Source organism: Microcoleus sp. bin38.metabat.b11b12b14.051, assembly GCF_013299165.1.
Classification (GTDB): domain Bacteria; phylum Cyanobacteriota; class Cyanobacteriia; order Cyanobacteriales; family Microcoleaceae; genus Microcoleus.
Genome location: NZ_JAAFKD010000039.1, coordinates 15,951 through 37,976 on the forward strand (window position 1 = coordinate 15,951; position 22,026 = coordinate 37,976).

The 22,026-nt window shown below is 46.9% G+C and carries 21 protein-coding genes; 11 read left to right on the forward strand and 10 right to left on the reverse strand.

Annotation, left to right across the window (positions count from 1 at the left end):
- Positions 1-355 precede the first annotated feature (355 nt).
- Complete coding sequence (locus QZW47_RS26980; RefSeq protein WP_293134369.1) at positions 356-538, forward strand: hypothetical protein; 183 nt, start codon at positions 356-358, stop codon at positions 536-538.
- 42 nt (positions 539-580) lie between these two features.
- On the opposite strand, the gene QZW47_RS26985 is transcribed toward QZW47_RS26980, so the two are convergent.
- The 7 genes from QZW47_RS26985 to grxC all read right to left on the reverse strand — a co-directional run bounded on the left by QZW47_RS26985 (position 581) and on the right by grxC (position 9,843).
- The gene (locus QZW47_RS26985) at positions 581-973 is read right to left on the reverse strand and encodes a hypothetical protein (RefSeq protein ID WP_293134372.1); all 393 of its coding nucleotides are present in this window, start codon (positions 971-973) and stop codon (positions 581-583) included.
- 199 nt (positions 974-1,172) lie between these two features.
- Positions 1,173-3,677, reverse strand: a complete 2,505-nt coding sequence (locus QZW47_RS26990) for a glycosyltransferase family 2 protein (RefSeq protein WP_293134375.1) — start codon at positions 3,675-3,677, stop codon at positions 1,173-1,175.
- Positions 3,678-4,293: 616 nt separating this feature from the next.
- A complete protein-coding gene (locus tag QZW47_RS26995) occupies positions 4,294-4,875 on the reverse strand; it encodes a hypothetical protein (protein ID WP_293134378.1) in 582 nt (193 codons plus the stop codon).
- A 160-nt stretch (positions 4,876-5,035) separates the two neighbouring features.
- A complete protein-coding gene (locus QZW47_RS27000) occupies positions 5,036-6,874 on the reverse strand; it encodes a CHAT domain-containing protein (RefSeq protein WP_293134381.1) in 1,839 nt (612 codons plus the stop codon).
- 102 nt (positions 6,875-6,976) lie between these two features.
- Entirely contained in the window at positions 6,977-8,101 is a 1,125-nt protein-coding gene (locus QZW47_RS27005; RefSeq protein WP_293134384.1) for a Gfo/Idh/MocA family oxidoreductase, read from the reverse strand.
- A 436-nt stretch (positions 8,102-8,537) separates the two neighbouring features.
- Entirely contained in the window at positions 8,538-9,512 is a 975-nt protein-coding gene (gene gshB / locus QZW47_RS27010) for a glutathione synthase (protein ID WP_293134387.1), read from the reverse strand.
- A gap of 67 nt (positions 9,513-9,579) precedes the next feature.
- Positions 9,580-9,843, reverse strand: coding sequence for a glutaredoxin 3 (grxC, locus tag QZW47_RS27015; RefSeq protein ID WP_293134390.1), 264 nt, complete (start codon positions 9,841-9,843; stop codon positions 9,580-9,582).
- 356 nt (positions 9,844-10,199) lie between these two features.
- Here grxC and QZW47_RS27020 point away from each other — a divergent pair, with 356 nt between their 5' ends.
- Entirely contained in the window at positions 10,200-10,697 is a 498-nt protein-coding gene (locus QZW47_RS27020) for a hypothetical protein (RefSeq protein WP_293134393.1), read from the forward strand.
- 542 nt (positions 10,698-11,239) lie between these two features.
- On the opposite strand, the gene hflX is transcribed toward QZW47_RS27020, so the two are convergent.
- The gene (gene hflX / locus QZW47_RS27025; protein ID WP_366930936.1) at positions 11,240-12,889 is read right to left on the reverse strand and encodes a GTPase HflX; all 1,650 of its coding nucleotides are present in this window, start codon (positions 12,887-12,889) and stop codon (positions 11,240-11,242) included.
- On the opposite strand from hflX, the gene QZW47_RS27030 reads away from it, so the two are divergent.
- From QZW47_RS27030 to QZW47_RS27055, 6 genes are all read left to right on the forward strand, one after another.
- Complete coding sequence (locus tag QZW47_RS27030; RefSeq protein ID WP_293134399.1) at positions 12,827-12,964, forward strand: hypothetical protein; 138 nt, start codon at positions 12,827-12,829, stop codon at positions 12,962-12,964. The two genes, hflX and QZW47_RS27030, sit on opposite strands and share 63 nt — an antisense overlap.
- 679 nt (positions 12,965-13,643) lie before the next feature.
- Positions 13,644-13,856, forward strand: a complete 213-nt coding sequence (locus QZW47_RS27035; RefSeq protein ID WP_293134402.1) for a chlorophyll a/b-binding protein — start codon at positions 13,644-13,646, stop codon at positions 13,854-13,856.
- Between the two features lie 145 nt (positions 13,857-14,001).
- Positions 14,002-14,124, forward strand: a complete 123-nt coding sequence (locus tag QZW47_RS27040) for a hypothetical protein (protein WP_293134405.1) — start codon at positions 14,002-14,004, stop codon at positions 14,122-14,124.
- Positions 14,125-14,152: 28 nt separating this feature from the next.
- Positions 14,153-14,431, forward strand: a complete 279-nt coding sequence (locus tag QZW47_RS27045; RefSeq protein WP_293134408.1) for a Photosystem I reaction center subunit PsaK — start codon at positions 14,153-14,155, stop codon at positions 14,429-14,431.
- Between the two features lie 307 nt (positions 14,432-14,738).
- On the forward strand, positions 14,739-15,428 hold the full coding sequence (locus tag QZW47_RS27050) for an SRPBCC family protein (RefSeq protein WP_293134411.1): 690 nt from the start codon (positions 14,739-14,741) through the stop codon (positions 15,426-15,428).
- 541 nt (positions 15,429-15,969) lie between these two features.
- Positions 15,970-16,344 carry a signal peptidase I gene (locus QZW47_RS27055; protein WP_293134414.1) on the forward strand — a complete coding sequence of 125 codons (375 nt, stop codon included), beginning with the start codon at positions 15,970-15,972 and terminating at the stop codon, positions 16,342-16,344.
- On the opposite strand, the gene galK is transcribed toward QZW47_RS27055, so the two are convergent.
- Positions 16,334-17,413, reverse strand: a complete 1,080-nt coding sequence (gene galK / locus QZW47_RS27060) for a galactokinase (RefSeq protein ID WP_293134417.1) — start codon at positions 17,411-17,413, stop codon at positions 16,334-16,336. The two genes, QZW47_RS27055 and galK, sit on opposite strands and share 11 nt — an antisense overlap.
- Positions 17,414-17,663: 250 nt before the next feature.
- On the opposite strand from galK, the gene rsmA reads away from it, so the two are divergent.
- Together rsmA and QZW47_RS27070 are read left to right on the forward strand one after the other, a co-directional pair.
- Positions 17,664-18,491 (forward strand): 16S rRNA (adenine(1518)-N(6)/adenine(1519)-N(6))-dimethyltransferase RsmA, encoded by an 828-nt coding sequence (rsmA, locus tag QZW47_RS27065; protein ID WP_293134420.1) that lies wholly within the window; start codon positions 17,664-17,666, stop codon positions 18,489-18,491.
- Positions 18,492-19,042: 551 nt separating this feature from the next.
- Positions 19,043-19,219: a hypothetical protein gene (locus tag QZW47_RS27070; protein ID WP_293134422.1), complete on the forward strand. Its 177-nt coding sequence runs from the start codon at positions 19,043-19,045 to the stop codon at positions 19,217-19,219.
- A gap of 303 nt (positions 19,220-19,522) precedes the next feature.
- Here QZW47_RS27070 and cofH read toward each other — a convergent pair whose 3' ends face one another.
- Complete coding sequence (gene cofH / locus QZW47_RS27075; protein ID WP_293134425.1) at positions 19,523-20,692, reverse strand: 7,8-didemethyl-8-hydroxy-5-deazariboflavin synthase subunit CofH; 1,170 nt, start codon at positions 20,690-20,692, stop codon at positions 19,523-19,525.
- 117 nt (positions 20,693-20,809) lie between these two features.
- Here cofH and QZW47_RS27080 point away from each other — a divergent pair, with 117 nt between their 5' ends.
- Positions 20,810-22,024 carry a glycosyltransferase gene (locus tag QZW47_RS27080; protein WP_293134428.1) on the forward strand — a complete coding sequence of 405 codons (1,215 nt, stop codon included), beginning with the start codon at positions 20,810-20,812 and terminating at the stop codon, positions 22,022-22,024.
- Positions 22,025-22,026: the final 2 nt, after the last annotated feature.

Genomic DNA, 22,026 nt, shown 5'->3' on the forward strand with positions numbered 1-22,026 from the left:
AGGGGCAGGTGCCGGCGAACAAACCATGAAATAATCGACTGTATCAAGGCAAAACCTGCTCTTAAGTAAACCGTATTGATTGATAGTGAGAACTTTAATCCTCGGAGGGATGCGGACTAAAGTCCTCACTACAAACCTAATTCTAATAGACGGCTATCCGGTTTGTAAATTGTGTTTTAATCCTGATATTGTTGATAGTGAGAACTTTAATCCTCCGAGGGATGCGGACTAAAGTCCTCACTACAAACCTAATTCTAATAGACGGCGACACTCTCTTGAAAAGTGTATATTAAGTTGTAACCTAAAAATAAGAATTATCTTTATTTGTCAAGCTAAAATCTAAAATTGTACTCTTATGTCCCCAAAAAATCAAGCTCCGGCTGTCGTTTTGTCGCTGTTAATTACGATCGCGATCGTAGGTACAGGTATTTGGTGGTTGACAAGTCGCATTGGCGCAAATATCCAGACTCCAGCATCACCAACTCGTACTCTTCCCAATGCACCAACCCCTAAACCACGCTCGTCATCTCTCCGATAGATACACGATTTTTCAAAGAAAGCGGGTTGTTTTGAACTTAGTTCAAAGAGGATTGACAACAAGAATACCTTTACCGGGGCCTTCGTAAATTTCAACCCTAGAGACTTGTCCAGTACCGGCATAAAATGTTACTCCGGCGAGCGATCGAGATGGCATTGATTGCCAAACACCATCTGATGAAGACACCACATTAGTTGTGAATCCATCATCCCAGATGATTGTAATTTGGGTGAGACTCTGCTTGACTGAGCAGCCGATCGTTTGTGCCTGTGGTTGATTTTGTCCGTAAAAACTACATTGACCTTTATAGTTTTTAGTAGAGTTTCTAGAGTTGTCCGGCCCGGCTTGAGCAGAGATACCGAAAGCAGTGACAGATGCTAGGAGCAAATTTGTCACCAAAACTGCTTTATAAAACAAAGATGAGTTGAGTTTCATCGGTTCGGAAATTTTTACAAAAAACTAAATTCATGTTATCAAAATATTTATATTCTGTCAACTTTGGCTGTGCAAAAATGATAGATCGGATATCGGAATGTCGTTTTCCGAAAATTGATCGGGGTAGGGACACGGCACTGCCATGTCCTGATTTATGGTAGTATTAATTCCGATGCTACCGGATTTGATATGATATCTACTAAACTTGCGAAACTGCGATCGGTCTAACTGGCCTGTTTCTCTCAAACACAGCCCTCGGTTTCAAAGCAATTTTCAACAACAACCACAAAGATCGCCATTCTCCCGGCGTTTCCTGGCGCTTCCACTGGCCCGGGCGACAGTACAGCAGTTCAATCAAACAGCGGTGTTGAGTCATGTTTAGGCGATCGAACGCAATTCGTACAGTTGGAAATTCGGCAACACTGCGCCCTGCTGCATCGGGAAAACTTGAGTTTGATTGAGATCGATCGCTAATCAACTCAATCTTAGCGACAGGAATCAAACATTCCTCTTCCATAATTTCCAGAGTCGCCGAATCGCAATCAATCAAACCGTTGACAAAACAAGCTTCGGTGTCCAACTCCATCACAGCCGGTGCTAGCGATTTCTTCGCTTTGACGGCCGCACTGCGAGCGAGCGCTCTAATTTTACCCTGCGATAAACTTGTCTCAACAGCATATTTTGGCAAAATCTCTGCTGCGGTAACACTCTGATTGCTTCCTTTAGCTTTGGCCGCAAAACTCGGCCGCTGTGTCAGAGCAACTTCAGCGCCACTTTCGGAAATTACAGTTGTTATTCCCCAAAAACTTTCACCGCCCAGATTCAACTGCACCACCCTGCGTAAATTGAACCATTCGTAAATGTCCGGCTTAGGAATATCCACCAAAATTAACAGCGCAATCCCCAACATCAGCAGATTGTAAGCGCTCCAAATCCAGCCCAAACTCGTGCCTTTTAACAAATCAGCACTTTCTGATATTGCCTGCAAGCTACCAACATTTTTAAGTAAATGAAGATTTAAATTATGGCACAAACTGAATGCCGTCGCGGCGAACAAGACAATCAAAGGCCATCCCAAATTCCAGTTAAAACGAAAGCGATCGCTCGCAATTCCTTTTGGTGTCACGTTAAACCCTTTCTGAAAGGGATTTAGCATTGCACTCACCACCGTCACCGCTAAAGGAATACACTGCACGAACGAGTAAACATCCGACAGCAAAGCCGATCGCGATTTGCGATTCAGCCAAGAAAACACAGTAACTTGCACCAGATAGTAAGGCAGGAAAAAGTAGAGCAATTCCCGCGCATTTGTCCGCAAAGGAAGTACGCCCAGAAATGAATAAGCTAAAGGCATCAACAGAAACACAATCCTGCTTAAACTGGTAAACCAGTGCAGCAATCCTTCTAGATGACACAGCCTTTGTATGAATCTGAGGCCGCGAATCGTCAAAGGATTGGAATCAATAAAAAATGCCTGAAGGGTTCCTCTCGCCCAGCGCAATCTTTGAGTTAGATGGGCTTCTATATTTTCAGCCGCCAAACCAGCACTCAATTTTTCATCTAAATAAACTAAACGATACCCGGTGGCTGACAACCGAATTCCGGTAAAATAATCTTCGCAGATTGAATCTGTGACAAAGCCTCCCACTGTTTGTAGCGCGCTGCGCCTCATGACAAAAGATGTGCCAGCGCAAACTACGCTGTCGGCGCTGTCTTTGATGATTTCAATTTGTCTGTAAAATACTTCTTCTTCTGGCACCAGCACATTTTCTAAACCTAAATTGCGGGCGATGGGATCGTGGTTGTAAAAGCTTTGCGGTGTTTGCACGAGGGCAATTTCGGGATTTTGAAAAAAGCCAACTGTTCTTGTTAAAAAGTTTTTAGTGGGGATGAAGTCGGCATCGAAAACTACAATTAGTTCTCCACTGGTTAGGGATGTGGCGTGATTGATGTTGCCAGCTTTGGCGTGACTGTTATCCGGTCTGGTTATATATTTGCATCCGAGTTCTTTGGCTAGCAATTTGATTTCATGGCGCTTTGTATCATCAAGCAAATATATATTTTTGTTGCGATAATCTAAAGCTTGACAACCGATGACTGTGCGCCGCAAAATAAAGATTGGTTCGTTGTAAGTTGGGATAAAAATGTCTACGGACGGGGTAAAGTTTCCCTCTGCAACTGCAATGGCCATGCGATCGGCTTCTCGATGCCTGTCTTTCATTCTCAGCATTAAATACATTTGAATGCTGCTGCTGACAACCATCAGCATTTCTAGGAAAAACAGCCCCACACTAAATATACCGTTCAGGGGATCGCTTAAATTTAGAGTGACGAGCGATCGCCACAAAACGTAACGAATGGTTAAAGCTAAAAGTATGGCTACTACCACAGCGCGCGATATTTTCTGGGGCTGAGGCGAAATTTTCATTGCAGCTAAAGCAGCCGATACCAGGACAAAAGTTGGCACTAACAAATATATCTTGCTCGCCGCGGGTACTTGCAGCCACACAGGCGGGTTTTGCTGCCAAATGTCGATCGCCCCAAAAATGCCGCTTACTGTACCTTCACCGCTAAACCAGGCTACGGCGATCGCACTTGCGAAAGCAACCGCCCCCAACACGACTAGCGTTGCCGCCGGCACGCGCGAAATCCGCCAAAATAAGCGGCGTTTCAAGTCTTGAAGGTCAAATCTTGAATTTGTCATAAAATTTGCAATTCCCGATCGTGCTTGCAACAGTCAGGGTTTCCTGCTGTCCGCTGTTTAATTCAGTTGAAAATTCCGAGATACCCTACTGACTATCTTTAGATTTTTTAACATTCTGACAATTTGATGATACTTCACTCGCTGGCTGGTAGCAAACTGCTCAGCAAGTGCGATGCCCACTATAGCAACTGAACTTGAGATAGTGTGCGATCGCACAACCGCAATCAAACCTGGTTCGATCGTTCGGAATCGCAGTCCTGCTCTGCGGACTAAAGTCCTCACTACAAACCTGCAAGTCCCGATAAAAGTCTGCGGACTAAAGTCCTCACTACAAACCTGCAAGTCCCGATAAAAGTCTGCGGACTAAAGTCCTCACTACAAACCTACTATCAACCCAGTTTTTTGTCTGCTTGCTGCCAGCTTGACTGACTGCGAAAGCAGTTCTTTCCACCAAAAAATATTATCTCTACAAATCAAATGGGATTGCTATATCAAACGATAGCAATCCCTATGGGTTAATAATTAGACGAATTTCACATCTAACTCAAGGTAGATAAATTTTATATTAGTTTAAAAAAATACCGCGATCGCAGCATAAAAAACTAGCCGTGAAAAACTAATCAGAAATTTCTAATTGCGAAATTGCATAGCGGGCGACAGCCAAACCAACTCTAGCCTGTTCTATTTCCGACAATTGGGCCCAAGGTCTTCTAGTTTCCATCACCACTTCCACCCCGGACGAATCAGCCTCTCGCATGGCATAAGCCAAAGGACGCGCCAACACCTGCAAATCTTCCTCAGCCCACTGAGGCAAAATATCTAACACGCACTCAACCATTTGGTCAGCTAAAGATTGATACTTAACAGTTGCATTTTGGACGCTTTGAGCGATGCGGGCTAGAAAATCTTGAGGAACGCGAGCAAATTTTTCGCGCAAAGACTTTTGCAAAGCAGTCACCAGCCAAACTTGTTCTAATTTGGCGAACAAAACTTGCGATTTCTCGGCAATATCGCTGTCGCTGAAGGAATCAAACAGAGCAAATTCTTGCTCTAAATCGGTTAAATAAGATTCTGATTCAAGCTGTGCTGGATTCCAAGGATAGGCAACATCAGTCTGAACTATTGTGGTGAGAAGTTCCATCTGCGCCTGAGTTTGTGAGTCGCGAAAATATTGAGAATCAGGAGATTGGGTAGCCATGATGTAATACCTAAGTAGTTCAAGTAAAATACAGAAGGTGGACTCTGCCAAGTGCTAGTTGCCAGTGGTGAGTAACTGTTTTAACTTCAGACTTGAGACACGGGCGTCGAGAACTTTGGTGTCCCGATCGCCGATTGCCTTCATTAGCTACACCCGCACCTTAATTAGTTCCGCAATCAGTCTCACTGTAGCCCGAAGTTTTTGGAACCTCAATAGTGAATTCAAAAATCTGACCTTGAGAACTGCCAAATTTTAGCTGAGTACCCGATTGCAGCAGCAGTTCTTGGTGGTGAACTCTCACCCATCCGTCTGTACCCAAAACTAGAGTCCCGTAGCGGGAAAAATCGCGCAGGAAGTAGCTAGGTTCGCCCCCGCGATCGCCGATGCTGTTGCGGCAGAAAATCTCCGCGTGTTTTTGAGAAACCCATTGTTCTCGAATCACTACGTCGTTTTCTTCCCAGCGTCCGACTCGAACCATACCAGCGGTAATGGGCCAAACCTGATTGCCAGATTCGCTAGATTTGACATTTGGTCGATCGCGCCCCCGCAAGTAAGCGCAAGACGGCAAACGTCCCAGCCAAGTAGAAGAATTCAAAGGCAATTCAGTTTTTAGGTCATCTACCGGTTCAGTCAGTTGACCGTCAAACTCTGGGTGCATATACAGTACGGGCAACGTCCAAGCCGGTTGATTGAACTTGTACAGTGTCAGTAGCTGCTGTCTGGCGATGGCGACGGCGCGATCGATCGACATCCGCCCGGCCAAAGCTTGGGCAAAAGTTTGGATAAAACTCAGGGCTTCGCGATCGGCGATCGAGTCCCGCATCCCCAATACCGCCGGCACCCCGTGATGGATCAACACCTCGGCTAAGCTGCTGCGGGCGATCGCCTGTTGCTGACCGTTATTTGAATGCGGCCTTTCCACCGCTGGCTGAGCTCCCCAACAGGCATTAAACACCGCCAGAGTCACCCGGCATCGAACCAAAACTTGAGCTAATTCAGTACCGTTAATCGCCGTGTCTGGCCCCAAAAACAGCAAGCCGCCGTCCGGGCCAGGTATCCCGTGGCCGGCGTAAAACAGAATGTTATAAGCTTGCGTTTCCAGGCGAGAAATTAGTTCCGCCGGAGTAGGTTCGATCAGAGTATCAACGTTAGTCGGAACGCTGATGTCAAAATATTTACCGCTGTCGTCGGTTTGAAAAGCATTTTCTAGAACCCCAGCTAGGGCGACAGCTTCTGCTTCCAACTGCAAATGACGATTATTGCCCCTGGAAAATTCAGAATTAGCACTGCGCCCAGGTTCTGCTTGTCCCAAAACGAGCAAAATGTTGAGCGAATCCGCAGGACGCAGGGGCGGCAAAGGCTCAACATTGCTGGTAGTGCGGCTGAACAGCAGTTGCTGCGACAGAGAAATTGCCGGTTGACCGGCTTGAGGCTGCATAATTTCCCAAGGTAAAGCAATCAAATACGGTTCGCGTAAGTCTACGCGGACTCGCAGGGGTAGATTTTGCCCGATCGCGATACCTTTACTTTCCTGGAGACTACCCTGAATCGGGCCTTCAAACAGCCACTGCCAAAGATCGATCCCCAAATGCTGCATCAGACGACTGCTGTAGCTAGGAGGTGCTGGTGGCGGATTCTGCTCCCCCCTCTCCACCAGACCCCTTTGACTGAGGTGGAGCGGCACAGAGGACATAATAGGAGGGATTTGTAGCGATTGAGCGGTTCGTTTTTCAGTTTCTGCCAGTAGATTCTGGTTGTTTTCCGGCGAGACGAAACTGCCATCAGGATTTAGGGGCAATTCGTGAATTGTCCCTGACGGGGAGAACATTTCCTGCCAAGCTTTCCAAGATTGGGATAGGGTATCGGGCCACATACAGTCGTGGTGAACGTACCCGCTGGGATAGGGAGCTTGTAGAACCCAAGTGGCAAAATGGTTTGCCCCAGCGGTTCTCAGGCGAGCGATCGCTATACTGAGGCAAGGACTTTCAGGGCGCGCCATTCACAACTACCGAATCTGGATATAGGGATTGATCGAGTTTCTCTATTAGTAGTTTATCGGGTTTGGGGTGCGATCGAGTGCGCGACATTGGTTTGTGAGTTTTCAATTTGACTGGCCGCCCAAAAATTTATCAAAATTCGGTACATCCACCCAAGTTCCCGTAGCATTGGACTCCTGGGTCAAATCCATCAACAACTGCGAGTAAACGCCTTCTTTGAGGGACGGGATCAAAGATTTACCCGCATCAATTGCTTCTACCCACCTGTCTACTACTCGAATAAACGGTGCAATTCTGCCGTCTGGATAAACTTGAGGAAACTCCAATCTCTGAGGAATCTTAATTTCAGCTAAAGGTTCTCCAGCTTGGGAACCCCACAAGCGAAATCCGTGTACGTAATCCTGTTGATTGTCGCTTCCCAAAACCAAAGTACCCTTACTTCCGTAAATTTCGACCCAATGTCCCCGCCCTTGATAAGTAACCGAACTCAAACAAACTTGACAAGGGGTTCCCCCGGTCAATTCCAACATCAACGTGCAAGAATCATCGGCATCAACAGGTTTTAAATTTCCCGAATCGTTCGGATCTGGCCGTGCTGCAATTCCTGTAATCAATTGCCCAGAAAGCCTTTGTACGGGGCCGAATAGCCAGCTAATATAATCAAAAACGTGGGAACCTGTTGCACCCAAAACTCCGCCGCCTTGCTCTTTTTGCGCGTACCAATTCCAAGGACGAGTCGCATCAGCGCGGCCGGGCACCAACCAATCAATTTTAATTAAACGCTTTTCTCCGACATATCCTGTTGCTAATAATTCTGCTAGCATTTGCCATGCGGGGATAAATCTAAACTCAAAGTCCATTGTGGCAATTGATTTGGTTTGAGATTCGCTGTTTGCTAATCGGTAAAGTTCTCGGGCTTCATTGGCTGTCAGGGCTGTCGGTTTTTCTAGTAATAAATGTTTGCCTGCTTCTAGGACGGTTTTTGCCATTTCAAAATGCAAAAATGGCGGTGTGGAAATGCTGACGCCTGCTACTTCTGGGATCGCTACTATATCTGCGATCGAGTTGCAGGCGTAGGGGATATTGTGGGCGGTGGCGATCGCTTGAGCTTTGTCTAAATTCCGGTGATAGACGGCCACAACCTCTGTCCGGTGGTGTGTCTGGAATCCGGGAAGGTGTACTTTTTGACCGAAACCTGTACCGACTACTGCAACGCCAATTTTTGACATGATTTAATTATTGGGGATTGGGGATTAAGTCTTTGATTGAGAGGTCAACCGCAGATTGAAGGCAGATAACGCAGATTAACGCAGATAATTTTAAGATAGGAAAGCTTCAGAGTGCGATGTTGTCTGTTCGTACAAAAGCTGGCACATAGATGAACTTATGAAAATATTCAAGAATAAACCGGGTTTTTTGTAATTTTGTTAAAAAATTGGTTCTAAAAAAGTAACTATTACCTATTGATTTTTCTGGATTTTTGGGATATATTTATTTAATAATGGGAGTGGTGACTTAAATTTAAATTTTGTCACCACTCCCATTATTAAATAATACCTCTAAAATTTCTCAAAGTCAAGCTTTTTGCCCTAAAAAAAGGGCGATTTTTTTTGATTTCTCAAAAAAATATTTAGCAGCATATGAGTAATTCTCCGTTGTTAAATCCTAACTTCTAGTTCCTGCTTGCGAGACAGTCCATTCAATTACTTGTTTGCCCAAACTGACGCCATCAAATAAGTCAATTTCTCGGATTCCTGTAGGGCTGGTGACATTAACTTCGGTGAGATAACCGCCGATGATATCAATGCCGACAAAGTACAGTCCGTCTCGTTGCAGCACCGGTGCTAACTGCTGGCAAATTTGATGTTCGCGATCGGTAATTTCGGTTTTTGCGACTCGGCCGCCGACGGCCATGTTGCCGCGAAATTCGTTGCCGGTGGGAATGCGGTTGATTGCACCGACGGGCTTGCCGTTCAAGAGGATAATTCGTTTATCTCCGTCTTTTGCTTGCGGCAGATATGTCTGCACCATGACGGGAATTTGCCCTTGTAGAGTGCTAATTTCGACCAGGGAGTTGAGATTGCGATCGCCCGGTTCTAAAAACAAAATGCCCTCACCAGCTTTGCCACCCAACGGTTTAAGAACTGCGGCCCCTTTTTTTTCAACAAATTGCCGAATTACCTGCTTGTTTTGAGAAACAATTGTTTCGGGGATAGCTCCCTCAAATTGCAAAGCATACATCTTTTCATTGGCAGCCCGCAATCCTTTGGGACTGTTAACTACCAAAGTTTTCGCGGGATCGATGCCGTCGAGAAGATAAGTAGTGTACAGGTAGGGAACGTTGACTGGGGGATCGGTACGCATAAATACTGCGTCCATTGCTGCTAGTGGCTCTAAGGTAGGCTGTTCCGCTTTATACCAAGCCTCAGCGGCCTCCCAGCGCCCTTCTACCTGTTTGACTGGGGTGAGGGCCACTCTAGTCAACATTGCCCAGGTTTTGCCACCGATGATGCTTAATTCGTTGGCTTGAGTTGCCCAGACTTCGTGACCTAATTCTTGAGCTGCCTCCATCAGCGCTACGCTGGTATCGTGTCCTGGAATTAGTCGCGCGAGGGGATCGATGATGAATGCAAATTTCATGGTCAGTTACAGTTAAGATTTGGTCGCAGGAAAATTTTGGCAAATTCCAGATTCAACGGGGAATGCCTCATTTTGCTGCTAGCAGCGGATCGAGCAGGCCTCTAGCATCGAGTGCGTGGATGTCGTCGCAGCCGCCTACGTGTTGGTCGTTGATGAATATCTGGGGCAGGCTGCGGCCTCCGTTGGCTCGATCGGTCATGAGATCGCGTGCTGCTGCATCTCCGTCGATCGCGTACTCTGTAAACTGAACCCCTTTTTGCTTCAGCAGTGCTTTGGCACGAATGCAAAAGGGGCAGGTTCTCCAAGTGTAAATTTCTACTTTAGGATTCATCTGACGCTCAAATAATCACAATATTTTTTTATTTTAATCTTAACCAATCTTATTTTAATTTTTATCTAGTTGGCGCCAGCCAGGTCTAGTGTAATTATTAATACAATTTAACGTAATTTAACCTAAATATAAAAAAACACCGGCTCTTGAAGAAACGGAGACTTTGTGAAAACAAGTAGCAGGCTAGACCCGCCTACCGTTGCTGACCTACCTGCTTATTTCGTTTTCTGCCCGAACAGATGATTACTGCCCCTGTCATCAGGAGTGCTACTACTGTACCCGGTTCTGGGATAGATGTTGCTCTCTGAGAGCTGGTGTTTGTGTATATGTTTGTGAAGCTCGGCAGGGTCGCCTGTATGGGTGGAGGTGATACGACTATCGGCGGGGCTAGTGGCAATAGCGGTATCGGGTCTGGTGTTGGTACTGGCGATGCAACTACCGGCGGCGGTAGTGGTTCTACTATCGTTGGTGGTGGTGTTGCTAGTGATTCAGTTGCTACCGGCGCTTGTGGTTCTACTATCGGTGCTGGTGATTCAACTACGGGCAAGGGTAGCGGGTCGGGTGATGCCAGCAGCGGTGGCGCTACGGGCAAGGGTAGCGGGTCGGGCGATGCCAGTGGCGATGGCGCTACGGGTAAGGGTAACGGGTCGGGCGATGCCAGCGGCGATGGCGCTACGGGCAAGGGTAACGGGTCGGGCGATGCCAGCGGCGCTACAGGATCTGCGGTTGCTGGAGCTGTGGCTGCTGGAGATTGTGGGCTGCTGGTGGCATTACCAGGCAAGCAGGCACTTGAAAAGTTTCCGGGCCCACACACATCGACTGCTGCTGAAGCCGGAGGGGCGGCAGCTAGATAGTAGAACCCTGTTGCCATTGTGGCAGAGAGTCCAATCGCTAGTTTTGCCAGTGGCGTACACATAACTATTTAGTTAAACAGTGGTTAAATCGGAAAATAGAAATAGTGCTAGGATGAGCGCTGCACGGCGGGCAAGGATTTGAAAGAACTCAAAATATATGGATGTTTTCTGTCGCGGACGCCGATAAAAGATAGTATAGCGCTTGAGGCTAACTCCCAAACACTTCGATCGTTTTATTCTGTTTGACCTCGCTCTCGCGTAGCGTGGTCTGCACTATTTAGTAGTTGGCAAGGAGTGAAGCAACATTTTTGGTCAACCTCTCTACCAACAGCCGTTACGGGCATTAACAAATAGTCTCTTTACCTTGACCGCTGCCTCCTGACATTCATTATTGAACTCTTCGCAAACTAGCTCTGCTGTATTTTAATTTACAATGCACAATCCGACTACTCTTTTATAGTCTCATGCTGCGACCGAATCTGTCCTCAGTATATGTACGTATATTCCCGAATGTCAACTACTTGAAGGCAATATTTAAGTATTTACCGAGGGTAGAGGGCGTATTGAATGAGCTGGGCTAGTCTCTCGCGGAGAGTTTCCATTCCGAGACCTTTGGCGGCAGAGATAAATACGGCTTGAGGAAACTCTTCTCGGGCGAGGGCGAGAGTATCTCCGTCTACGGCATCAATTTTGTTGAAAACTACCAGGGCGGGCCCGGGAGTTACGGGCATATCTGTCAAAATATTCATGACAGATCGAATTTGGCTCTGCCACGCCGGATGGGACAGATCGACGAGGTGCAGCAAAGCATCGGCGTCTGTGACTTCTTCGAGGGTAGCTCGAAAAGCGTCGATCAAGGACGGCGGCAGTTCGCGAATAAAGCCCACTGTATCTGTGAGGACGATCGACAGCGGTTCACCGGTGAGGGCGCCCGGAATCGTCAGCTTTCGGGTGGTGGGGTCGAGGGTGGCAAATAACTGGTCGGCTGCGTAGACCTGCGAATTGGTGAGCAGGTTGAGCAGAGTCGATTTACCGGCGTTTGTGTAGCCGACGATCGCGACTGAGGGTACGTCCATGTGATGCCGGTTCTGCCGCAGCCGGAAGCGGTGGGCCAGTAGTTGATTGACTTCTTGCTGCAATCGAGAAATGCGTTTGGCGATCGTCCGCCGTTCGGTTTCGAGTTTAGTTTCCCCCGGGCCTCTGGTACCGATGCCGCCGCCTTGTCTCGACATTGCTTGACCGCGACCTGTCAGGCGGGGCAGGCTGTACTGTAGCTGGGCCAGCTCGACTTGCAATTTACCCTCGCTGGTGCGAGCTCTTTGAGCAAAGATGTCGAGAATTACCTCAGTACGATCGACTACGCGAATACCGATCTGAGTTTCCAAGTTGCGTATTTGTGCTGGGGACAGGTCGCGATCGAATACCACGAGGTTAGCGCTAATGGTTTGAGCGGTGAGGGAAATTTCTTGAATTTTGCCTTCGCCGACGACTGTCTGCGGGTGGGGGTTCGATCGCTTTTGACGCACTGTTTGCAGCACCTGACCCCCGGCGCTTTCTACCAGCCGGGTAATTTCTGCGAGTCCGTCCTCAAAATCCAGCAGAGTCATGTGCTGAGTCATGACACCAACCAAGAGCACTTTATCTTGGTCTGCATCTACTTGTCTGGCGACAAATTCAGCTTGAAAATCTGCTTCGAGTCCTTCCACCAACTCCAGAAAATCTTGGTCTGCGAGGTCGTCCAAACTCAGAGGTTCTGATATTTTCCAGGGAAAGTTTTGAGTTTTGATTGGTGAGTTTTGAATTAAAGGCTCTTCTATTTCCTGTTTGTCATCAGTTGAAGCTGGTTCTAACTTAGCGGTTAACACTGAAAACTCAAAATTTGGTCGGTCTCCCTGGGGTATCAGGTGAACGAGATAAGTTTCTTGGATGTAACCTGCCGCACCGCCGCCGCGGCGTTGAAATCCTCCGCCACTAAGTGTCAGCCACACGAGGGCGTCGAGGCGCTGAATTGCCATGGCGGTGATGGCTGCTTCACTGGGCATTTCCGGCTTGAGGTGGGTGGCGATGCACCGAATGCCGCTGAGGCGACCTCCCCCGTAGCGGGGCAATTCTAGGGGCGCAATCTGGGTTTGGCGGGGCGTACCGACGCCGACGCGAATTACTTGTCCGCGGCGGTTGATGTAGGTGCAGATTGGTTTGTCGATTTCGGTGCTGATGGCTGCGACGCGCTGGGCGAATTCTGCCGTGGTGATGCGATCGCCCGGTAGTCGCTGGTGGTAAAGCTTTTCGAGTTGTTTGAGTTGGCTGGACTTGAGACCCTGAAGGTTGCCGTAGATGGTTTCGATAACTGTTTCTCCCTCGCGCTCTGTTGATCTCCTATCTTAGTTAATTCCGGGGCGATCGTGTTCGGGTTTGCAGTTGAAATTTATTCAGCCGACAGCGGACTGTTGACAGCGGACTGTTGACAGCGGACTGTTGACAGCGGACTGTTGACAGCGGACAGCAGATCCCGCCCGCTCTCGTCGAGGGGTAGACAGTTGACGGCAATCCGGGCGACCTCTACCTGCAACCAATAGGATTCGAGTAATCAATAGTCTGATTTTAATTTATAGATAAAAGAGATTTGCCCTCAACCACTTCTTTCTGGTATTTTTTTGGGCTGCAAGCAATTCGCCGATTCAGTATTGTCGAGTCACCACCGCCGTTGCTGGTCGCTGCTGGGCCCAGACAGGGTTTCACGGCCGCCATCTGGGCTGGTGGCTGTGTTTAGTATCTACACATACAAGGCAGCCATTAAAAAATCTCGTTTAACAAAACTTAACACGTTATTTCGGATCTCAAAATCCTCCTTTAGACTTGTGTGTATTTTGAGCCTATCGGCAGATAGCAATGTAGAAATTAGCTCGCTACGATGATAGGCGAAACATGATTAAGGAATGTAAAAACATGGAAACTCGTCCTACTAACCTACCTTCAACTGCTAATGCCTACAACGGCAAAGATCGGAACGCTTTTCTGTTTGGCTTCAACCCACAAGCCGAACTTTGGAATGGTCGCTTGGCGATGATCGGTTTCTTAGCTTATTTGCTTTGGGACATGGCTGGATATAGCGTTCTGCGCGACATACTGCACTTTCTGCCTACCTATATCGTTAAATAATAACGAGCAGTATTGCCTGTCTGGCAGCCTGAGTAAATGCGGCAAAAGCCAGACAGGTTAACAGTGGTGGCAGTGACTTGGGCTTGGTTCCTATGTATCTTTCGTTACTTTTGAATGGCCTTAAAAGAATTCTTGCTGTGATTCGATGATTGCAGGTGGGGGCGCGATCGCTGGCGCGGTGAATGTGGAGAGCAAAGCAGATATTGATTGCGTCAACGCTCTCGCCCCTGCTCTATTCGTGGCAAGCAATTCGATCGAGACTCTCTGATACTTTATTAAAAATAGGAGCATCAACGATGATTAACTCAAATTTACTGGCAGTAGTGGAGTCGGCTGTGACTGACACAGCGTTAGGAAATTGGCAAAAGCCGCTAGTGATGTTTGTTTGCAATATTTTAGCGTTGCTAGTTCTGAGCCGCAGAATTTGGTATCCCCACGTCGGGCCGAAAATGCCTTTGCCTTTTCCGGCTTTGTTCAACAATGTTAGCGTACCGGCATTTCTGGCTTGCATGAGCGCGGGTCATTTGCTGGGAACGATCGCGATTTTGACGCTCGGTGTTGACAATTATTTTTAGAAGCAAATGCGCGACTGTTGTGGCAATTAGTTGCTGCGATGGATTGATTAAAATGCGAAAATTTTGCAGGGTAAGTGCAATAAATGCACTCACCCTAATTTTAAGTTTCGAGGCAACTGTTTGGGTGGCGCCTCGACGTGCTATTTTTCACGATTAATTGACCAGCCCAAAAACGGGTACAAGAGCCGACGCTATTGTGTGGATATCCCAAGATTTTAGACTTTTGCTCAAACTCCCAGATGTAGCTGTGGCATAAATCTAAAATCTAAAATCTAAAATCTAAAATCGACTGACGAGGTGTAAAACAATGGAATCTACTTCGATCGCAAATTCTGACAAACAAAACCAAAACACCGGCGATAGCGAACGCTGGGCTTCGTTGATTGGTGGGGGAGCGCTGGTACTGTTGGGCTTGTCGCAGCGTTCACTCAGAGGTGCTTTGCTGGCGGTTGCGGGGGGCGGTTTGGCCGCTCGCGGGCTGGGGGTTGTGGAGGGTTTGCAGTCGGCCGCAGACGCGAATCAAAGTATTAAAGTTGAAAAGACGGTGACGATCGACAAACCAGCCGATGAATTGTACCGTTACTGGCGCGATTTTGCGAATTTGCCTCGGTTTATGAAGCACCTCAAACACGTGACGGTAATCGATGACAAGCGTTCTCACTGGATTGCCAGCGCGCCGATGGGCAATAGTGTAGAATGGGATGCCGAGATTGTGGGTGAAGAAGAAAATCGCTTAATTGTTTGGGCGTCTGTGGAAGGGGCTGATGTGGACAATTCTGGTTTTGTGCGCTTTCAACCGGCACCCGCAGGACGGGGTACTGAGGTAAAAGTTGTGATTGAATACAACCCTCCGGGCGGTGCGATCGGTGCTGGTGCTGCTAAACTATTTGGGGAAGCTCCCGAACAGCAAATTGCTGATGATTTGCGCCGCTTTAAGCAGTTTATGGAAGCTGGGGAAATCGCTACGACGGAAGGTCAATCTTCTGGCCGCAAGTAATAAGTTCGATGGTATCCGCTCGTCTAACAATAATCAGTTTGTAGTGAGGACTTCAGTCCTTTCTTTGGGGGAATTGAAATAAATTAGGACTAAAGTCCTTACTACGAACCTTTGAGTTTGTAGTGAGGAGTTCAGTCCTTTCTTTGGGAATTGAAATAAATTAGGACTAAAGTCCTTACTACGAACCTTTGAGTTTGTAGTGAGGACTTCAGTCCTTTCTTTGGGAATTGAAATAAATTAGGACTAAAGTCCTTACTACGAACCTTTGAGTTTGTAGTGAGGAGTTCAGTCCTTTCTCTGGGAATTGAAATAAATTAGGACTAAAGTCCTTACTACGAACCTTTGAGTTTGTAGTGAGGAGTTCAGTCCTTTCTCTGGGAATTGAAATAAATTAGGACTAAAGTCCTTACTACGAACCTTTGAGTTTGTAGTGAGGACTTCAGTCCTTTGTCTGGGTATTAAAATCAGTTAGGACTAAAGTCCTTACTACGAACCGTTGAGTTTGTGTTACTAAAATATTGGTTTGTGAGATTATTAGCTGATGCCGTCAGAAGTAATTTTTGGCAATGCGGGTGCTGAAGGTGCCAGTCGCGGCGGGTGGTTTGCGGGTCACTTTATGACGCCGCTCGATGACGCGCGATCGACTTCTACGTTAGAGGTAAAATGGGGCGTTCACTCGGCCGGAGATTGCAGGACTCAGTGGGCAGTAAATGCGGTAGCAACTACGCTTTCTATCCTGGTAAAAGGGAGGTTTCGCTTGCAATTTCCTTCGCAAGAAATCTTGCTGTCTCGCGAAGGAGATTATGCTCTATGGTTGCCGGGAGTGCCTCATTATTGGTCGGCATTGGAGGATTCGGCGATCGTGACTGTGCGCTGGCCTTCGCTACCGGGTGATAGTTCTACTATTAAGAATTAAGTTTAACTTCGGGAACTAAAACGCGGCCGCTATAACCGGCGCGCTGGTAGCGATCGATCGCCTCTGATGCAATAACATCCGCTTTGCCGCTTTTGACTAGAGCTACGCAAGCACCGCCAAAACCTCCGCCCGTCAGCCTCGCGCCGAAGACTCCGGGGATTGACTGCAAGATTGCCGCCAAGGTGTCTACTGCGGGTACTGAAACTTCGTAGTCGTCGCGCATACTGGCGTGGGAAGCATTCATCAACTCGCCAAAACGCTCTGCTGGCAAGGATTTTACTGCTTCGAGCACGCGGTTGTTTTCGGTGACGACGTGGCGCGATCGCCTGTTGAGCGGTTCCGGCAATACTTCGACTGCTTTGGGATCGGTGATATCTCTAAGGGCTTTAACGCCCAATCTGCGGGCGGATTCTTCGCACTGGGCCCGCCGCTGGTTGTAGCCGCTTCCGGCTGCTAGTTGGTGGCTTTCGCCGCTGTCAATGACTAAAATTTCTGTACCTGTGGGGAAAGGTACCGGGCGGTATTCGAGGCTGCGGGTGTCAAGAAATAGCATGGTGTTGGTGTCTGCTAAACTCGACGCCATTTGATCCATGATGCCGCAGTTCAAGCCTGCATATCGAATTTCGGCTAGCTGTCCGATTTGAGCGAGGCGCACGTCGTCTAGGGGTAGGTTGAGCAGGGCGCGCATTCCTCTGAGGGTGGCTATTTCTAAAGCGGCGCTGCTGGACAAACCGGCGCCGATCGGCACGTTCGAGGTAATGTAGACATTTATTGGCGGTATTTTGTATCCTTCTTTTTCTACGAGTCTGATGCAGCCGCAGATATAACTTACGAATTTTTGCGGTATGGTATCGTCGTCTGAAAAATTTATGAGTTCGTCATATTCTGCTGAATAAAAATGGTATCGGCTGTCGCTGCTCAAGCCGATTTGTACTGTTGTGCGCTGAGGAATTGCCGTCGGAAGTACAAATCCGTCGTTGTAGTCTGTATGTTCGCCCAGCATATTTACTCTTCCGGGCGCGCTGGCTTGGGTTTTGGGTAATGTACCAAATACTCGTTGGAATTTCATTTTTGGGGAATTAGTCATTGGTCATTAGTCATTGGTCATTGGTCATTGGTCATTGCGAATTGCCAATTGCGAATTGCGAATTGCCAATTGCGAATTTGTAAACTTTTTTTTTATCGTTAATCCTTTTATGATGCCCAAGTTTTTTCCTGAATTCAACCCCTGTTTACAAAAATAAACATGACTTTAGGTTGGGAAAAAATATGAGCTTGTGATAGAATGAAAGGCTAAGATTTATCCAACAATTCAAAAAATGCGATCGACCAGACCCCGGAAACAGTTTGCTCAACATTGGCTCAAAAGCGAGAAAGCCTTAGATAAGATTGTGAAAGCGGCGAGTTTGGAGGGTTCTCGCGTCCTGGAAATCGGGCCGGGCACGGGGATTCTGACTCGGCGCTTGCTGGCTGCGGCTGAGTCTGTTGTTGCTGTGGAGATCGATCGAGATTTGTGCCTAAAACTCGCGCAGCAACTCGGCAAAACCGACAACTTTTTACTGCTGCAAGGCGATTTCCTGGAAATGGATTTAGAAGCGGAACTAAGGGTATTTCCCAAATTCCAAAATCCCCATAAAGTTGTTGCCAACATTCCCTATAATATCACAGGGCCGATCCTCCAAAAACTGCTGGGAACGATATCTGCCCCTGCTGCGAAGCCCTTCGAGGCGATCGTACTATTAGTGCAGAAAGAAGTAGCCCAAAGGCTTTACGCTAAACCTGGTTCTACAGCTTTTGGGGCTTTGTCAGTGCGAGTCCAGTATTTAGCAGAATGTGAGTTAATTTGCGACGTACCGTCAAAAGACTTTTATCCGCCGCCAAAAGTCGATTCAGCCGTGGTGCGGCTGCTTCCCAGAGTAATAGAAACGCCAGCGGTTAATCCGCGCTATTTGGAGACTTTAATCAAGTTAGGATTTGGCAGCAAGCGCAAGATGCTGCGAAATAATTTGAAAGGATCTGTGGATTTAGATAAACTCGTTCAATTGTTAGAAGAGTTACAGATAAATACTCAATCTCGTGCTGAAGATTTAAGCGTGGCACAATGGGTAAATTTGAGCAATAATTTGTTTGACAAACAGATTGTTTAGCGTTGAGCGACGGTGTGACTAAGTAGTTTTGAATGCTTATTTAATACCAATTTTCAAAATTAATGCAAAGCCGTATCTTTAGGGTGGGGATACATCGACAATCTCTCAAAAAGAGCTGAAATCTAATAGATCCGCACTTGACACATTGAATGAACGAAACAAACCAAACAATTGTTACGTAGCAACATTTTTTCTAAACCCTATAAGAAACTGACGCACTATGCTAATTTTACCAGTTGGGTCTAGGAATGTTCAACTTTTATCTAGGTAAGGTGCGTCGCCATGAGATTGTCGATGTTTTTTAGGAATTTTTCCAGGTATCCACACCCTACGGCTAATTGTGCTATTTGTGTAAGTTTTGTTAAACATTTCTCTAAGCTCATTTACGCTGACCGTAAATTGATTTACGATAATTATAAATATATTGACCATGACCGTAAATTAACTTAGTGTAGGCAAACATAGAAACATTAGATAGTATTGTTTAAATAAATTGTGCTTGACGGGAATTGCTGTCTTTGCATTAATTTGAAATTGTACGGGGTTTTACCGTGACAAAGCATCAAAACTATCCCAAATTGTTTGTCAAAACTATGTTGCAAGATTCCGCATCGAACCAAGCATCGCCCCAAGTTTTAACTAACCAAAGCTTTGAGGCCGATAATCGCGAATCCATCCGTCACGTCATCATCGGTTCGCCGTTGGGTGTACGGCGCACTATCCACTAACTCCACGCCTGGCGCTACGCGGATGTTGCTAATTAGACGCATCCCATCGCCATTACCGACAATCGCATCATCATTACACCGCAACAGGGAGAAATCATGAGCTTGTTGGTTAAGTTAATTCGGTTGAATTGATGTGTTAAATTTGCGATCGCCCTTTCTATAATCTAGTCGAAAGTGCGATCGGCAATCTCTTCTCCTCACCCGTGCTAAATCAGGGATTTTTACTTTATTGTTTCTTAGTCCGCGGAGGCGGACATTGTTTGTATAGCAGCGGTTTCAACCGCCGACTATTTTCGGGAACAATTAACTTATTGCAGCAAATTTGTCAACCCCCAAAAATCGATAAATTGTATCTCTTTGCTGATAAGTCCGCCCCAAAGAACCAATCGCATTTTGCAAATCTTCGACAGACTGACAACCGCCACCAACCGCACCGGCCATCGTGGTAATATGTTCTTCCATCAAAGTGCCGCCGATGTCGTTACAGCCCCATCTGAGCGCTTCTGTAGCTCCTGCTAAACCTAATTTGACCCAACTCGGTTGATGATTCGGAATCAAATTTCCTAGGAAGATTCTAGATACGGCGGTGAGCAACAGTGTATCTGCTAACACTGGCTGATCGCGGCCGACTCGACTGCGCAAAGGAGCCGGTGCATCCTGTCCGACAAAGGGCAGTAAAATGAATTCTGTGATGTGGGCTGGATAGTTGTTGTTAATGGCTGTTTGTTGGAGCGATCGCACTTTTTCTAAATGCAAAGCCTGCTGCATGGCCGTCTCAATATGGCCGCAAAGCATCGTGCTCGTTGTCGGCAAACCCAGACGGTGAGCAGTTCCCACAATTTCCAACCAAGTTGCCGAATCTATTTTTTCCGGGCAAATTACTCGGCGCACTGCATCGTCGAGAACTTCCGCCGCAGTACCTGGCATCGAACCAACTCCCGCATCCCGCAAAGCCGAAATTACATAGCTGAAACTAAGATTATCTTGTCGCGCAATAAATTCTATTTCTTGCGGGGAAAAAGCGTGCAAGTGCAACTGCGGAAACTTATTTTTAATAGTTTTCACCAATTGCAGATAATAAGATAAAGATTTGCCATTGAGCTTAGCTTGAACATTTAAGCCGCCCTGCATACAAATTTCGGTCGCATCCCGTCGCACTGCATCAGTTGCTTTTTCCTGAATTTGGGCTGCATCTAACCAAAAAGCGCCCTCATCTCCCTCATTGCGGCGGAATGCACAAAAACTGCAATGCTGCTCGCAAATATTTGTAAAGTTAATATTCCTATTTATAACATAGGTGACAGTATCCCCTGATTGTCGGCGCCGCAGCAAATCAGCGGTTTTTTGAATAGAAGCGATCGCATCGGTATCTTTTTGCTGCAAAAGTACCAAGGCCTCAGCGGTAGAGATGTTATAACGTTGTAAAGCGCGATCTAAAATTGCATCCACAGTTGTATTTTCCAATTCACTCATAGAATCAACTACCTATAATTAAGGGCTTTTTATATCTTAACAAATGAACTATAGACGAAACAGATTCTAAAGTATAAAGTCGTAAAAAACATCTTGTCATTTCAAGAAGCGCTAATTATGACCATTAACCAAGTAAATGAACTGTTGCCAGTGCCTTCTGGGCCTTTAGAAATTCTGGCTTTACCAACTGGCGGTTCAAATTTTACAGACGCACACACAGTGTCAATTTATTTTTCTCTGATCGTTCCCACCTACAACGAGTGCAAAAATGTCAAAACTATTGTGGAACAATTGAGCAAATTGCTCGATGGCATGATTCCCGGCAACTACGAATTAATTGTAGTCGATGACAACAGTCCCGATCGCACTTGGGAAATTGCCCAGTCCCTAACAGTCGAATATCCCCAATTGCAGGTGATGCGCCGAGAAGACGAGCGCGGACTTTCCACGGCGGTAATTCGCGGGTGGCAAGCATCTCGGGGCGAGGTTTTGGGCGTCATCGATGCCGACTTGCAGCATCCCCCGGAGACACTATTACAGCTTTTAGCAGAAATTCAGCGGGGAGCCGATTTAGCCGCTGCGAGTCGCCACGTTGCCGAGGGCGGGGTGAGCGACTGGAGCGTCATCAGGCGATTTTTGTCGCGGGGCGCTCAAACTGTTGGATTAATTATACTGCCGGGAGTGGTGGGCAGAGTTTCCGATCCGATGAGCGGCTATTTTATGCTGCGCCGCAATTGTATTGCCGGCAAAACCATGAATCCTGCCGGTTACAAAATTTTGATTGAAGTGCTAGGTAGAGGAAACATCCGCTGGATTGGAGAAGTTGGTTATGTGTTTCAGGAACGCAAAGAAGGCGAGAGCAAAGTTACATCGAAACAGTATATTGAGTATTTGCGGCACTTGTTAATATTGCGGTTTGCTCGCTGGCCGATGGGTAAGTTTGTGCGCTTTGGCATCGTGGGTTTTAGCGGTGTGTTTGTGAATATGGCGGTTTTGTACGTGTTGCGGACTTACCTCAATTTGGAACTGACTCGCAGTCTGATTTTTGCTGCTGAGTTGGCAATTATCAGTAACTTTTTGTGGAATGATTTGTGGACTTTTGGGGATATTTCTAAGCGGCAGCCTGGAATTAGCCAGCGCTTCAAACGGCTGTTGAAATTTAATACAATTTGTTTGATGGGTTTGATTTTGAATGTGCTGCTGGTTAATCTGATGTTTAATGTTTTTGGGATGAATGAATATTTGGCTAATTTAATTGCGATCGTGGCTGTGACTCTGTGGAATTTCTGGATTAATATGAAGCTGAGCTGGCGGGTGACGGAAGTTGATTAGGG

What these genes read in the sequence shown, in the direction of transcription:
- QZW47_RS26980 (WP_293134369.1), top strand. Translation starts at nt 356, where the DNA reads ATGTCCCCAAAAAATCAAGCTCCGGCTGTCGTTTTGTCGCTGTTAATT.
- QZW47_RS26985 (WP_293134372.1), bottom strand. Translation starts at nt 973, where the DNA reads ATGAAACTCAACTCATCTTTGTTTTATAAAGCAGTTTTGGTGACAAAT.
- QZW47_RS26990 (WP_293134375.1), bottom strand. Translation starts at nt 3,677, where the DNA reads ATGACAAATTCAAGATTTGACCTTCAAGACTTGAAACGCCGCTTATTT.
- QZW47_RS26995 (WP_293134378.1), bottom strand. Translation starts at nt 4,875, where the DNA reads ATGGCTACCCAATCTCCTGATTCTCAATATTTTCGCGACTCACAAACT.
- QZW47_RS27000 (WP_293134381.1), bottom strand. Translation starts at nt 6,874, where the DNA reads ATGGCGCGCCCTGAAAGTCCTTGCCTCAGTATAGCGATCGCTCGCCTG.
- QZW47_RS27005 (WP_293134384.1), bottom strand. Translation starts at nt 8,101, where the DNA reads ATGTCAAAAATTGGCGTTGCAGTAGTCGGTACAGGTTTCGGTCAAAAA.
- gshB (WP_293134387.1), bottom strand. Translation starts at nt 9,512, where the DNA reads ATGAAATTTGCATTCATCATCGATCCCCTCGCGCGACTAATTCCAGGA.
- grxC (WP_293134390.1), bottom strand. Translation starts at nt 9,843, where the DNA reads ATGAATCCTAAAGTAGAAATTTACACTTGGAGAACCTGCCCCTTTTGC.
- QZW47_RS27020 (WP_293134393.1), top strand. Translation starts at nt 10,200, where the DNA reads ATGGGTGGAGGTGATACGACTATCGGCGGGGCTAGTGGCAATAGCGGT.
- QZW47_RS27035 (WP_293134402.1), top strand. Translation starts at nt 13,644, where the DNA reads ATGGAAACTCGTCCTACTAACCTACCTTCAACTGCTAATGCCTACAAC.
- QZW47_RS27040 (WP_293134405.1), top strand. Translation starts at nt 14,002, where the DNA reads ATGATTGCAGGTGGGGGCGCGATCGCTGGCGCGGTGAATGTGGAGAGC.
- QZW47_RS27045 (WP_293134408.1), top strand. Translation starts at nt 14,153, where the DNA reads ATGATTAACTCAAATTTACTGGCAGTAGTGGAGTCGGCTGTGACTGAC.
- QZW47_RS27050 (WP_293134411.1), top strand. Translation starts at nt 14,739, where the DNA reads ATGGAATCTACTTCGATCGCAAATTCTGACAAACAAAACCAAAACACC.
- QZW47_RS27055 (WP_293134414.1), top strand. Translation starts at nt 15,970, where the DNA reads ATGCCGTCAGAAGTAATTTTTGGCAATGCGGGTGCTGAAGGTGCCAGT.
- galK (WP_293134417.1), bottom strand. Translation starts at nt 17,413, where the DNA reads ATGAAATTCCAACGAGTATTTGGTACATTACCCAAAACCCAAGCCAGC.
- rsmA (WP_293134420.1), top strand. Translation starts at nt 17,664, where the DNA reads ATGCGATCGACCAGACCCCGGAAACAGTTTGCTCAACATTGGCTCAAA.
- cofH (WP_293134425.1), bottom strand. Translation starts at nt 20,692, where the DNA reads ATGAGTGAATTGGAAAATACAACTGTGGATGCAATTTTAGATCGCGCT.
- QZW47_RS27080 (WP_293134428.1), top strand. Translation starts at nt 20,810, where the DNA reads ATGACCATTAACCAAGTAAATGAACTGTTGCCAGTGCCTTCTGGGCCT.